Origin of the sequence: Thiothrix sp. (assembly GCF_028714775.1) — a bacterium.
In the GTDB taxonomy this organism is placed as follows: domain Bacteria; phylum Pseudomonadota; class Gammaproteobacteria; order Thiotrichales; family Thiotrichaceae; genus Thiothrix.
The window spans coordinates 45,757-58,819 of record NZ_JAQTLS010000002.1 but is presented as its reverse complement, the minus strand read 5'-3'; the positions used below and the strand labels follow the sequence as shown (position 1 = coordinate 58,819).

Annotated in this window: 11 protein-coding genes; 8 read left to right on the top strand and 3 right to left on the bottom strand. The window is 53.4% G+C overall.

The window, feature by feature from the left end:
• Positions 1-17: 17 nt before the first annotated feature.
• From PHE17_RS01825 to PHE17_RS01815, 3 genes are all read right to left on the bottom strand, one after another.
• The gene (locus tag PHE17_RS01825) at positions 18-398 is read right to left on the bottom strand and encodes a hypothetical protein (protein ID WP_301014102.1); all 381 of its coding nucleotides are present in this window, start codon (positions 396-398) and stop codon (positions 18-20) included.
• A 26-nt stretch (positions 399-424) separates the two neighbouring features.
• Positions 425-1,696: a YeeE/YedE family protein gene (locus PHE17_RS01820; protein WP_301014101.1), complete on the bottom strand. Its 1,272-nt coding sequence runs from the start codon at positions 1,694-1,696 to the stop codon at positions 425-427.
• A gap of 295 nt (positions 1,697-1,991) precedes the next feature.
• On the bottom strand, positions 1,992-3,098 hold the full coding sequence (locus tag PHE17_RS01815; RefSeq protein WP_301014100.1) for a LysM peptidoglycan-binding domain-containing protein: 1,107 nt from the start codon (positions 3,096-3,098) through the stop codon (positions 1,992-1,994).
• A gap of 98 nt (positions 3,099-3,196) precedes the next feature.
• On the opposite strand from PHE17_RS01815, the gene def reads away from it, so the two are divergent.
• The 8 genes from def to PHE17_RS01775 are packed head-to-tail and all read left to right on the top strand — an operon-like array spanning position 3,197 to position 12,941.
• A complete protein-coding gene (def, locus tag PHE17_RS01810; RefSeq protein ID WP_301014099.1) occupies positions 3,197-3,739 on the top strand; it encodes a peptide deformylase in 543 nt (180 codons plus the stop codon).
• Positions 3,736-4,665 carry a methionyl-tRNA formyltransferase gene (gene fmt / locus PHE17_RS01805; RefSeq protein ID WP_301014098.1) on the top strand — a complete coding sequence of 310 codons (930 nt, stop codon included), beginning with the start codon at positions 3,736-3,738 and terminating at the stop codon, positions 4,663-4,665. The genes def and fmt overlap by 4 nt, the downstream gene beginning before the upstream one ends.
• Positions 4,662-5,969: a 16S rRNA (cytosine(967)-C(5))-methyltransferase RsmB gene (gene rsmB / locus PHE17_RS01800; protein ID WP_301014097.1), complete on the top strand. Its 1,308-nt coding sequence runs from the start codon at positions 4,662-4,664 to the stop codon at positions 5,967-5,969. The genes fmt and rsmB overlap by 4 nt, the downstream gene beginning before the upstream one ends.
• A gap of 11 nt (positions 5,970-5,980) precedes the next feature.
• Entirely contained in the window at positions 5,981-6,550 is a 570-nt protein-coding gene (locus PHE17_RS01795) for a DUF4390 domain-containing protein (RefSeq protein WP_301014319.1), read from the top strand.
• Positions 6,535-8,703 (top strand): ATP-binding protein, encoded by a 2,169-nt coding sequence (locus tag PHE17_RS01790; RefSeq protein ID WP_301014096.1) that lies wholly within the window; start codon positions 6,535-6,537, stop codon positions 8,701-8,703. The genes PHE17_RS01795 and PHE17_RS01790 overlap by 16 nt, the downstream gene beginning before the upstream one ends.
• 18 nt (positions 8,704-8,721) lie before the next feature.
• On the top strand, positions 8,722-10,104 hold the full coding sequence (locus tag PHE17_RS01785; RefSeq protein ID WP_301014095.1) for a sigma-54 dependent transcriptional regulator: 1,383 nt from the start codon (positions 8,722-8,724) through the stop codon (positions 10,102-10,104).
• Between the two features lie 8 nt (positions 10,105-10,112).
• Positions 10,113-11,486 (top strand): Trk system potassium transporter TrkA, encoded by a 1,374-nt coding sequence (trkA, locus tag PHE17_RS01780; RefSeq protein WP_301014094.1) that lies wholly within the window; start codon positions 10,113-10,115, stop codon positions 11,484-11,486.
• Positions 11,487-11,489: 3 nt separating this feature from the next.
• Positions 11,490-12,941 (top strand): TrkH family potassium uptake protein, encoded by a 1,452-nt coding sequence (locus PHE17_RS01775; protein WP_301014093.1) that lies wholly within the window; start codon positions 11,490-11,492, stop codon positions 12,939-12,941.
• The last annotated feature ends 122 nt before the right edge of the window (positions 12,942-13,063 follow it).

Sequence of the window (13,063 nt, the reverse complement as noted above, 5' to 3'; positions counted from 1 at the left end):
ACCATTAACGGCCTTACTCACAGACGTGGGGCAACCGTTTTAGCCGCTTCTGCCTGTTTCATGCCTGCCTCAGCAGCTTTTGAAATGGTTTTTGCCAGTTTCAATGCATCTTCAGTTTTGTCTTCGTTAGCTAATTTAATGGCGTCTTGCAGCAAATCCGACATGGATTTTTCCTTCATGAACCACTCGAAACCGGCTTTTACGACGGCTTGGTTTGCAGTTCCTGCGGCTTCAAGCGCAGCTTTAACCTCAGGTGCTGCATCGGCTTTTAACTCAACCTTCTCAACTTTTTTAGCTGCTGCGGCAGGAGCAGCATCGGCTTTCGCTGGCTCAGCCGCAAAGCTGGGCGATGCGCTAACAACCAATGCCACACTTATGAATAATGCTTTCAACAACATCGTCTTCCTCCTCTCCTCAAAAAAACTTAATCAACCCGTTCCAGTTTGCGCAAACTTTCGGGCAACAGTTTCAGGTCAACCAACCCAGTAACTAAAGCACTGCCGAAACTGGCTTCATCTTCGTAAATCATTTTGTACAGTTGCACTTTCATGGTGAGGGCGCTGCCGAGGATAATTCCCCCCAACGCGATGAAAGAGCCAAGTGCGAGGGTGGAAACCCCCGTAATACCCTGCCCGATGGTGCAACCCATCGCCAAAATACCGCCGAAGCCCATCAACGTTGCACCAATCACATGATTGACAAAATCGCTGACGGAGGCGAACCACTCAATACGGAAAGCACGGCTGAGCAATGCCCAAACAAAAGAACCTGCAATTATCCCAAACACCGCCATGATGCCAAAGGTCAGGACAGTGCTGCTGAAACCGCTGCTAGCATAACCTACAGCTTGCCCCATGGGGTTAACGAACGTGAATGACTGCGGGCTAAGGGTTGCGCCCTGTGCGGGTTTGCCGTCTTCGGATTCCGCCAACATATCCCATTCGCCGTAGTATTGGCTGAGCGGGTAACTTTCCCCATCCACATTCACTGCGATATTGCTGGTGACATACCATGCGGCGAGCACACATAAACCGACAATGATGCCGCCCAGAGCGAAGTCAATATTGCTACGGAAGTCACTGGACTTGAACGCCAACCAGATCAGCCATAGGGAAAAAATGCCGCCCAGTGCAAAACGTACCCACGCCGCCTTTTCAGCACCTGCCAGCAACGTCCCTAAATCCTGCGCGGCCCCAACATTCACCGCCAGATGGTTTGTCCACGGGTAAAATAAGAGGGAGTACAAGGTTTTGTCCGTGCCGGGGAATGGTGTCACCATGAAATAAGCAATCACGCCCACCATCAACAAAACAAAGATGGATTTGAGGTTGCCCCCGCCAATCCGTACCAGACACTTGTTGCCGCAACCGCCTGCCAAGGTCATGCCAACCCCGAACAGCAAGCCACCCAACAAGTTTTCAATCCACGCCAACGAGCCGCCCCGGTAAGGGGGGAATGAAGCATCGGCTTTCACCCAACCGATCAGTTCCAATACAACGACGCCCAAAGTGGCGACCGCAATTGCCAAGCCCCAAGCCCGCAAGCGTCCCGTGTGGCTCATGTTCACCCAGTCTGAAACCGCGCCCATGGTGCAAAAATGGGTTTTTTGTGCGGCGGCGCCCATGATAAAAGCGATGGCAAAACCAGCCATCAAAAGTGCTAACTGTGCGGATGCAAATGTCTCAAATGTCATCATTTTTCGCTGTCCTTATTACTCTCAATACCCGTCAATTAGAAATCATGATGGAAGAGGCCAGCCAAATATTCCGTTTTTCTTGCCCTTGGGGCATAAAAAAACCCGACAGTGCCGGGTTTCGTACATAGAACGCCCCCTTGCGCATTGAGATATATCAACATCTCAGTGCGCAGCTTAACTGATTACCTTCCTGCACGCAAAAAAACATAACTAAATCATCAATATATAAGTATATGATGAAAAACTTATTTTCTTATTGGCAAGGGATTCCCTGTCAAGCTTGGGAGGTATTTCGCTATGGATTGCCTATTCTATAGCCATTCCTAACTTCGCGGGTGGCATCCAGTATCAAGCCGTAACTGACCTTATCGGTCACTTTATAAATGACTAAATTGGCAGCTTTTTCGGGTGGAAGCTGGGTTTCGACGGGCAACCCTGTACCGTAACGGGTTTGCTGGCGCAGGTAAGGGTCGGTAACAGTCTTGCCCTCAGCGTAAATGCCCAGTGTATGCCCGACTTGTATGTGGTCACGCTGCCCCTTGTTGATGGTGGCAATCATGTAATTGCCGCTGATCGCTTCAGCATCGTAGAGGGAAATGATGTCAGCACGGACTTTGAAATCCGGCGCGTGGATCGGGGCATTCAAACCACTGGTTTCATCCACCGGCAAGAACAGGCGGTCGCCAACACGGATTTCGCGTTTGGCATCCAGTATGGTAGCGGTTGATGGATTACCAACACGTTCCACCCGGCTGTAACCACCGTAAGTGACCTCATAGCCCAAAGTTGCTCCGGTTTGTGGGTCTTTCAGCGCTTTATTGGGGTGGAAGATCGCACAGCGCGTACCTTCTGCGGCATTGCGCAGGTTCCTGACATAAATGGTTTCACCCTCACTGATCAGGTGATGGTCATCCTGCGACGCCAAAATATAGGGGGCATTCTTGATGGTTGCTTCATCCAATACACGAGGCCAAGCCATGAACGGGATCAGGCTGGAAATCGGCTCCCCAGAACCACGCCGGTCAACACGGATGCGCGGAAGCAACTGGTTGCCACCACCTTGCACGTAATCCAAACTCAGCACATCGCCGGGGTAAATCAAGTGCGGGTTCTGAATGCTTTGGTTCTTGTCCCAAACTTCCGGCCAGTACCACGGGGTATTGAGAAATTTACGCGCAATGCCCCACAAGGTATCGCCCTTTTGCACGGTATAGGTACGCGGCGCAGCAGGATTGACGGTAATATCCGCAGTTTGGCTAACATCCCTTGATGGCGCATCAGGCTGACCGTAGTAACTGTCATAGGAATCATGGGTCGGGGCAGCACCTGCCGAGCCGTTAAGCGCCACGGAAGCCGTGCCAATCAGCAAAGCTCGCCAGAAAAAAGATGAAGAATGCCGCATGGTGGTATCCTTGTGGTTATTATGTGTTGGACGTTGCGGTTTATAATAAACTACGGTCACGAAGAACGTTCAGAACTTTTAGATTTTCGGTATTTACAATGGCATTGTTAAACATTTTACACCATCCAGACCCACGTTTACGCAAGAAAGCCGCCCCGGTAGCCACCGTGGATGCCGCTATCCGTCAGCTTATTGATGACATGTTTGAAACCATGTATGCCAATCAAGGCATCGGCTTGGCAGCAACCCAAGTTAATATCCATCAGCGCATCATCACCATCGACATTTCTGAAAAGAAAGATGGGCAACTCTGCCTGATCAACCCTGAAATCATCAGCAAAGAGGGCAGCGTTGAGCATGAGGAAGGCTGCCTGTCAGTTCCCGACTATTACGACAATGTGACCCGCGCTGAACGCATCCGGGTACGCGCTTTAGACCGCGATGGCAAAGTGTTTGAAATGGATGCCGATGACCTGATGGCGATCTGCATCCAGCATGAAATGGATCACCTGCAAGGCAAACTGTTTGTTGATTACCTTTCCACCCTCAAGCAACAACGGGTACGCAAAAAGATGGAAAAGTGGGAAAAGGAACGCGCCAAACCGCCCAGCAAACAAACTGACAAGGTGGCGGCAGGATGAGCCAAGCGTTGCGGATCGTCTACGCAGGTACACCGGATTTTGCCGTACCCGCCCTGCAAGCCCTGCTGGGGTCGCGCCATGAAGTGGTGGCAGTGTATTGCCAACCTGACCGCCCTGCTGGTCGTGGGCGCAAGCTAACCTTTGGCCCGGTCAAACAAGTCGCAGTAAACGCAGGCATTCCGGTAGAACAGCCACTTTCTTTGAGAGCGCCCGAAGAGCAGGACAAGCTACGGGCTTATGCGCCGGATGTGATGATTGTGGCGGCATATGGGCTAATCCTGCCGCAAGTGGTGCTGGACATTCCGCGTTACGGCTGCCTGAATATCCACGGTTCGTTATTACCGCGTTGGCGTGGGGCTGCGCCCATCCAACGGGCGATCCAAACAGGCGATGCGGAAACGGGCGTAACCATCATGCAGATGGCCTTGGGCTTGGATACAGGCGACATGCTGTACAAAGTGGTTTGCCCAATTACCCCGCAAGACGGAGGGCAAAGCATCCACGACAAGCTGGCGACGGAAGGTGCTACCGCGCTGCTGCACACATTAGATTTACTCTGCGAAGGCAAGCTACAACCACAAGTGCAGGATGAAACGCTGAGCAATTACGCCCACAAGCTGAGCAAGGCCGAGGCAGTAATCGACTGGACGAAGCCAGCGGTGGAAATCGACCGCATGATCCGCGCGTTTGATGCTTACCCAACGGCTTACACGCTGTATCACGGACAACCGTTGCGATTCTTTGCCTCCCGCATTGTTGCTGGTAATGGCAATCCCGGTGAAGTGCTGGCAGAAAGCCGCGAAGGTATCGACATTGCTACGGGCGATGGCCTGGTGCGCATTTTGACCCTGCAATTGCCGGGGGGAAAGCGCTTGTCAGCCGCCGAATTCCTCAATGGGCGTTCCCTGTTAGGGGAACAGTTTTGAGCACCCGCGCTGCGGCTGCCCGCATTGTGCAGCAAGTCATTTACGGCGGGGATTCCCTGACCGAAGTCTTGCAGCAACCTGTCGCCCAAGCGTTGCCCGCCACCGAACAGCCATTACTGCGTGACCTGTGTTTTGGCAGTTTGCGTTGGCACGAACGTTTGAGTGCCGTATTGGCGCAATTGCTGGGTAAGCCGCTCAAAGCCGCCGACAAAGATGTTGAATGCCTGCTGCGGGTCGGCTTGTACCAACTGATTTACCAACGCACTCCCGACCACGCCGCCGTCAATGAAACGGTCAAATCGGTGAAAAAGCTGCGCAAAGCGTGGGCGGAAAAGCTGGTCAATGGCGTGTTACGCCGCTTCCTACGTGAACGTGATGCTTTACTGGCGCAAGCTGACCAACAGGACAGTGCGCGTTACGCCTTCCCCAACTGGTTACTAGCGCGTATCCGCACCGCATGGCCTGATGATTGGGAAGCCATCCTGCAAGCCAGCAATACCCACGCTGCCATGACGTTGCGGGTCAACCAACGCCAGTACACCACTGCCGCTTACTTAGCATTACTGGAAAATAGCGGCTTGGCGGCTGAAACCGTGCCTCACGTTGCCAGCGCCTTGAACTTGCATAAAGCAGCGGGCGTCGAACAGTTACCGGGCTTTGCGGCTGGGGCGGTTTCCGTACAGGATTCAGCGGCGCAACTGGCAGCTTTCCTGCTGGATTGCCAACCGGGAATGCGGGTATTGGATGCTTGCGCCGCACCGGGTGGAAAAACCAGTCATTTGCTGGAAAAGACGCTAGATTTACAGGTAATCGCGTTGGATAGCAGCGCTAGCCGTTTGCAGCGGGTAACGGAAAACCTCCAGCGTTTGCAGTTACAAGCGCAAGTGGTCGCTGCCGATGCCGGGAATATTGCCGCGTGGTGGGATGGGCAATTGTTTGACCGTATCCTGCTGGATGCACCTTGTTCCGCGACCGGGGTTATCCGCCGCCATCCCGACATCAAGGTATTGCGCCGTGATAGCGACATTCCAGCCTTACAACAGGAACAGGCGCGGTTATTGCGGGCGCTTTGGCAAACCTTGAAACCGGGCGGCAAATTGCTATACGCCACCTGTTCGATTTTACCGGATGAAAACAGCCAGCAAATCGCGGCATTTGTGGCGGAACAACACGATGCGGTGCATCAAACCATCGGGGACGGATGGGGACGTGCATTGCCAATGGGACGACAAATCCTGCCGGGGAATACGGGCATGGATGGGTTTTATTATGCATTGCTGGAAAAGCGGTGTGGGAAACAATGAATGTGGCAGCTATGACATTTCGTGGATTGCGCCAATTACTGCTCGGGCTATTACTGGCGCTGTTGCTGGGGCAAGCGGTAGCTGAGGAAGCCAGCATCCACTTCCGTGAGTTTTCGGTTTATCCCGGCGAACAGCCCAAGTCCTTGCTCAGCAACGTGAAGCTGGATTACCAATTAAGCGATTACCTGCGTGAAGGCTTGCTCAACGGTATGACGTTGCAAAATGAAATCCGCTTCAATCTGGAGTGGCACAATACGTGGTGGTGGAATACCCAACGCCGCCTGCAAACCATCAAGGCGGAACTGAATTACCACCCCTTGAGCCAGCAATACCAATTGGTGCGGCTGGATACGGGTGAGAATTGGAGCTTCCCGACGCTGATTGCAGCACTGGAGAAAATGGGAACACTGGAAGATTCCCCCTTGCCTGCCTTGCCTCAAAACGCCTATAACAATGATGCGTCGATCTTCGTAACGGCAAAACTCAGCCCCAAAAGCTTGAACTTGCCGTTGAAAGTCCAAGCGCTGTTTTCCGACCGCTATTCACTGGAAAGTGAAGGAGTGATGTGGCCGATACCCTGAAAAAAACAATCTGGCAATGGTTGCCGGTAGCGATGATTTCTGCGCTGCTGGTGGTATCGCTGTCGCTGCTGAACATGGCGACCATTAGCCCGGAAAAAGCCGCGCGTTACGGCGATTGGCATCTTTACCTGAGTGCTGCGATCCTGCTGCTGTTGAGTTTGGTCATTCTGATCAACTTGGTCAGGGTTTTTCACCAGTGGCGCACCGGGCAAGCGGGGTCGCGTTTCACCTTGCGGCTGATGACGGGATTTTTGGTCTTGAGCTTATTGCCGGTACTGATCGTTTCTGTGTTTTCCATCAACCTGATCGGGGAACGTATTGACCGTTGGTTTTCCGTACCCGTGGAACACGCGCTGGATGACTCCCTCGATTTGAGCGAAATTGCCCTAGCCACCCGCAACCGCCAACATCTGGCGGAGCTGGAACGGCTCAAAAATGCCATCGCGGGCTTGGGGCGCAGTGAAATAGCCACCTTATTGGATCAGTTTTTACAGATGGGGGCGCGGGAAGTGTTCCTGCTGGACAACTCCCATAATATGGTGGCGGTGGGCGTGGCAGACGCAGGGACATTGATCCCTCGGATGCCTGACCGCAGCCTGTTCCAAGCCCTGCAAGTCCGCGATTATTATTACAAGCTGGAGCCGGTGGGGACTAAAAACCTATTTTCGCGGGTTGCCATGCGCGTGCAATACGGGATTGATAACCAGCAAGAAGGCATCCTTACCGCGCTGTTCCCAATTTCCGAACGCGAGCAAAGCCTGTCAGACAGCGTGAGTGCCGCCCGTAACGAATACAAGCTGCTTAATTTCCAGCGTAATGCCATCAAAGATGCGTTTCGCCTGATGATTCTCGTGATCATGGTGTTGACCGTCATGTTTGCGCTGTGGGCCGCCTTTATTTTTTCCCGCCGCCTCACCAGCCCGGTGCGCACATTGGTGGAAGGCACATTGGCGGTTGCTGCGGGTGATTTGCAAAAGAAATTGCCCGTCGAGGAAAAGGATGATTTCAGCTTATTGGCACGTTCTTTCAACACCATGACCAAGCGCCTGTCAGATGCCCAACAGGAACGCGAACAAGCCCGCCGCCAACTCCAACAAGAACACGATTACCTGCACGTGGTGTTGGAACACTTATCCTCCGGCGTTATTACTTTGGACGAAAGCGGCATTATCCGCCGCGTCAACAGCGCCGCCACCAATATCCTGCGCCAACCGTTACTGGATCACGTTGGGCAAGCGATGAAAGAAATCAGCAGTTCCGTGCCTGACCTGCTACCGTTCTGCGAAGTGGTGCAGCCCCATTTGCAGAATCTGGCGACCGAAAGCGAATGGCAATCTGAAATCAACCTGACACGCGAAAGCGGACGCCAATTGCTGGTTTGCCGGGGTGCGTCGCTGCCTGCGGATGCTTCGGGGCAACGCGGCTCGGTACTGGTATTCGATGATGTCACCGACCTGATCCAAGCCGAACACGATGCTGCATGGGGCGAAGTGGCGCGGCGCTTGGCGCATGAAATCAAAAATCCGCTGACGCCGATCCAGCTTTCTGCCGAACGTTTGACCCGTAAACTGTCAGGCGAGTTGAGTGAAGATTCTGCCAGCTTCCTTAAACGCATGACTAATACTATCATTCAACAAGTTGATAACCTCAAGTTGATGGTGAATGCTTTCAGTGAATACGCCCGCGCCCCCAGCTTGCATTTGCAACGGGTTGAACTGAATGCACTGGTGCAGGAAGTGGCAGAGTTGTACCGCCAGAACGAAGCCCGTATCAGCATCAAACTGCAACTGGGCGAGGGTATCCCGCCACTGCGTTTGGATGTAAACCGCATCCGCCAGCTACTGGTCAACCTGATCAAGAATGGTTTGGAAGCGCTTGAGGAAAGCCAAACGGCGGCAGGTGTCATTACCATCACCACCACGTACTGGGCAGATGCCAACCAAGTTTCCCTGTGCATGCAAGACAACGGTGCTGGCATCCCGGCGGAATTACTGCCACGCTTGTTTGAGCCGTATGTCACCAGCAAGCACAAAGGCACAGGATTAGGTTTGGCAATTGTGAAAAAAATCGTGGAAGAGCACGCCGGGCATCTGACAGCGCGGAATCACGAGGCCGGAGGCGCTATGCTTAGCATACGTTTTCCGCTGAATTAAGGACAAGGAGCAGGGAATATGACAGCACAATACATCATGGTCGTGGACGACGAGCCAGATATTCGCCAACTGGTCAGCGAAATCCTCGAAGACGAAGGCTATCGGGTTGTTACCGCCGAAAATGCCGCGAAAGCACGCGAACTGCACCGCAGCCGCAAACCTGACCTGATCCTGCTCGACATTTGGATGCCGGGGCAAGATGGCATTTCCCTGCTCAAAGAATGGCGTGAAAGCGATAGCCTGTGCTGCCCGGTAATCATGATGTCCGGTCACGGCACGATTGAAACGGCGGTGGAAGCCACCAAACTCGGCGCTTACGATTTCATCGAAAAGCCCTTGTCGATGGCAAAAATGCTGCTGACCATCAACAACGGCCTGCGTGCCAGCCAACTGGAGCAGGAAAACCGGGGATTGCGCAAACAGGTGGCAAGTTCACCAGACCCGGTAGGTTCCAGCCAAGCCATGCAGCGCTTACGCGAACAGGCCAAGCGCATTGCCCAGCACGATACCCGCGTATTGCTCTACGGCGAACCGGGGGTTGGTAAGGAATCGTTTGCGCGTTACATCCACTCGCGCAGCGCCCGCAAAGATCGCCCGTTTGTACGTGCAGCACTGTCTGCTGGGAACAATTCGGGCAGCATCGTCGGCAAACTGCTGTTCGGCGCGGAAGAAAACGGCAAAATCCAATACGGCCTGCTCGACGAAGCCAATGGCGGCGTGCTGTATTTGGCAGAAATTTACGAACTGGAAAGCGACGCGCAAATCCGCCTGTTGAATGCGCTCAAAGAAAACCGCTTCATGCGCACTGGCGGGCACGAATGGGTTGACCTCGACGTGACCCTGATGGCCTCTTCCACCCACGACCTGCAAGACGATGTGGTCGGCGGGAAATTCAACGAGGAACTGTATTACCTGCTGAACGTGGTTCCGCTGATGCTCCCACCCTTGCGCGAACACCCGGAAGATGTGCCGGAATTACTCAACCATTACGTGGATGCCCTTACCGCGCAGGACGGCCTGCCTTACCGCCACATTTCCCTGTCGGCGCAAAATTTCCTGCGTAACCATACTTGGCCCGGCAATATCCGCGAACTGCGCAACCTAGTTCAACGCTTGCTGATTTTGGGTACAGAAACCGAAGTGTCGCTGGACGAAGTGGAAGATTCCATCGGTACGCGCATCCCGGTATTTAGCGAAGGGCTGGGGCATATTCCCGAAAGCCTGTTCGAGTTGCCACTGCGCCAAGCCCGCGAACAGTTTGAGCACGATTACCTGATTTACCAACTCAAGCAAGCCGATGGCAACGTCAGCAAACTGGCCGATCAGGTCAAAATGGAGCGTACCCACCTGTACCGCAAAATGCGTTCCCTCAATGTTGATCCGAAAAAATACGGACGTTAGAAACCAGCATGAAAATCCTGATTCTGGGTGCGGGGCAAGTGGGGCGTTCAGTCGCTGGGGCGCTGGCACACGAAGACAACGATATTACCATCGTCGATACCAATGCCGCTGCCCTGCGGGAGTTGCGTGAAAAGCAGGATGTACGGGTGGAAGTGGGGCAAGCCTCCTACCCACGGGTGCTGGAACGCGCCGGGATCGAAGACGCCGACATGCTGATTGCGGTGACGAACAGCGATGAAATCAATATGGTTGCCTGCCAAATTGCCCACACCCTGTACCGCACCCCCACCAAAATTGCCCGTATCCGCTCCTCCCATTACCTTGACCGCAAGGAACTGTTCACCCCCGAAGCCGTACCGATTGATGTGCTGATTAACCCCGAACAACTGGTGACGGAGTACATTTTCCGCCTGCTGGCTCATCCGGGAGCCTTACAGGTGCTGGATTTTGCCGGGGGTAAGATACAGATGGTGGCGATCAAGGCATTGCACGGTGGCCCACTCGTGGGGCATCACCTGAGCGAAATGCGTGAACACATGCCCGGCCTCAAAGCTCGGGTTGCCGCTATTTTCCGCCGAGGTAAGGCCATCACCCCCACCGAAGCAACCATTGTCGAGGTGGATGATGAGCTATTTTTCATCGCCAGCCCCAAACACATCCGCGCCATCATCAGTGAATTGCGTAAGCTCGATAAGCCTTACAAACGCATCATTTTGGCGGGTGGTGGCAACATCGGCAACCGCCTTGCCCGCTTGCTGGAAGATTCGCGTTATCAGGTCAAAATCATTGAGAAAGACAATGACCGCGCCGCCAAACTTGCCGAACGCTTAGACAAAGCCATCGTGCTGGAAGGCGACGCTGCCGATGAAGACTTGCTGTTGGAAGAAAATATCGAGAATACCGATGTTTTCATTGCCACCACCAACGACGATGAAGCCAATATCCTTTCCTCCATGCTGGCAAAACGGCTGGGGGCGAAACGGGTCATCAGCCTGATCAACCGCCCCAGTTATGTCGATCTGGTGGAAAATACCATCGACCTTGCCATTTCCCCGCAACAAGTGACCATTGGGGCGCTGCTGACCCACATCCGGCGCGGCGACATCGTGGCTGTCCATGCCTTACGCCGTGGCTCTGCGGAAGCCATTGAAATCATTGCCCACGGCGACCGCAAAACCTCCCGCGTGGTCGGCAGGCGTTTGGAAGAAATCAAGCTGCCACCCGGCACAAGCATTTGCGCACTGGTACGCAAGGAGGAAGTCCTGATGGCGATGGAAAATATCCTGATCGAAGCCAATGATCACGTCATCATGTTCGTTACCGACAAACGCTACGTACCTGTGGTTGAAAAACTGTTCCAGGTCGGCATCAACTACTTCTGACCTATGCAACTCAGTGTCATCCAGCGTATTTTGGGTCTGTTGCTGATGGTTTTCAGCCTGACCATGTTACCCCCGATTCTGGTCGGTTGGTTGATGAATGACCCCGAAGTATCACCTTTTGCGGAAGCCGGAGGCATACTGTTTGTTGCAGGTGCGGCATTGTGGTTGCCCGTCAGGCGGGTCAGGGCAAACTTACGCACCCGTGACGGCTTCCTGATTGTCACCCTGTTTTGGGTGGTACTGAGTCTGGCAGGCGCATTGCCTTTCGTTTTTTCAGATTCGATAAACTCAAGTTTTGCCAATGCGGTGTTTGAAACAACATCCGGTTTGACCACCACCGGAGCCACGGTTTTTATCGGGCTGGATGGGTTCCCACGTTCCATTTTATTTTGGCGCACGGAACTGCATTGGCTGGGGGGCATGGGGATCATTGTGCTTGCGGTTGCGATCCTGCCAATGTTGGGCGTCGGGGGGATGCAAATCTACAAAGCTGAATCGCCCGGCCCGGTCAAAGATTCCAAACTCGAACCCCGCATTGCAACCACGGCGAAACTGCTGTGGTACACCTACCTTTCCTTGACGATTGCCTGCGTGCTGGCTTTCCGCCTTGCCGGAATGTCTTGGTTTGATGCGGTTGGGCACAGTTTCTCGGTGATGGGGACGGGCGGATTTTCCAACTACGATTCCAGCCTTGCCTTTTTTAATAACCCCGTCATTGATTATATCGCCGTGCTATTCATGTTTTTGGCGGGTGCAAATTTCGGCCTGCATTTCATGGCTTGGCGTGCAACTAGCCTGAGCGTTTATTTGGAAGACTCGGAATTCCGTTTTTACATCTTGGTCATGTTGTCTGCGATTGGGTTGACCGCTGCCATCCTGTATTTTGACGGAAAATATCCTGATGCATTTGAAGCATTGCGCTACGCTTCCGTGCATGTAGTGTCGGTAATGACGTGTACTGGGATATTTCTGGGCGACCATTCCACATGGCCTTATTTCTTGCCACTCATGATCACCATGTTGAGCATTATCGGGGGTTGCGCAGGTTCAACGGGAGGTGGGATGAAAGACATCCGCGTGTTACTGCTCATTAAGCAAGCTATCCGCGAGATCAACTTACTGGTGCATCCTCGTGCGCAAATCCCCATCAAAGTCAACGGACAGGTAGTTGAAGAAAGTGTGGTGAAGGGCGTTTGGGGATTCTTCTTCATTTACGTCTTCGTCTTCATGGTTTTCATGCTGGGGCTGATGGCGGATGGCGAAGATCAAGTCACGGCATTTTCAGCAGTAGCCGCGACCATCAACAACATGGGCTTGGGCTTGGGGAAAGTTTCAACCAATTTCGCCCCGCTGAGTGACTTTTCCAAATGGTGGCTGAGCCTGTGCATGATCATGGGGCGGCTGGAACTGATGACAGTGTTGGTACTTTTAACCCCGGCTTTTTGGCGTAAATAGCGGGCGGTCTGGCTTGGTAAGCCGTCTGTCTTTTAGCGCCCGCCGATACACGGTGATGTTTGTATACTGATGCCTCAAGGAAGTACGTGCTTGGCATGGACGCCTTCACTTTCTAAGAATCC

What these genes read in the sequence shown, in the direction of transcription:
- PHE17_RS01825 (WP_301014102.1), bottom strand. Translation starts at nt 398, where the DNA reads ATGTTGTTGAAAGCATTATTCATAAGTGTGGCATTGGTTGTTAGCGCA.
- PHE17_RS01820 (WP_301014101.1), bottom strand. Translation starts at nt 1,696, where the DNA reads ATGATGACATTTGAGACATTTGCATCCGCACAGTTAGCACTTTTGATG.
- PHE17_RS01815 (WP_301014100.1), bottom strand. Translation starts at nt 3,098, where the DNA reads ATGCGGCATTCTTCATCTTTTTTCTGGCGAGCTTTGCTGATTGGCACG.
- def (WP_301014099.1), top strand. Translation starts at nt 3,197, where the DNA reads ATGGCATTGTTAAACATTTTACACCATCCAGACCCACGTTTACGCAAG.
- fmt (WP_301014098.1), top strand. Translation starts at nt 3,736, where the DNA reads ATGAGCCAAGCGTTGCGGATCGTCTACGCAGGTACACCGGATTTTGCC.
- PHE17_RS01795 (WP_301014319.1), top strand. Translation starts at nt 5,981, where the DNA reads ATGACATTTCGTGGATTGCGCCAATTACTGCTCGGGCTATTACTGGCG.
- PHE17_RS01785 (WP_301014095.1), top strand. Translation starts at nt 8,722, where the DNA reads ATGACAGCACAATACATCATGGTCGTGGACGACGAGCCAGATATTCGC.
- trkA (WP_301014094.1), top strand. Translation starts at nt 10,113, where the DNA reads ATGAAAATCCTGATTCTGGGTGCGGGGCAAGTGGGGCGTTCAGTCGCT.
- PHE17_RS01775 (WP_301014093.1), top strand. Translation starts at nt 11,490, where the DNA reads ATGCAACTCAGTGTCATCCAGCGTATTTTGGGTCTGTTGCTGATGGTT.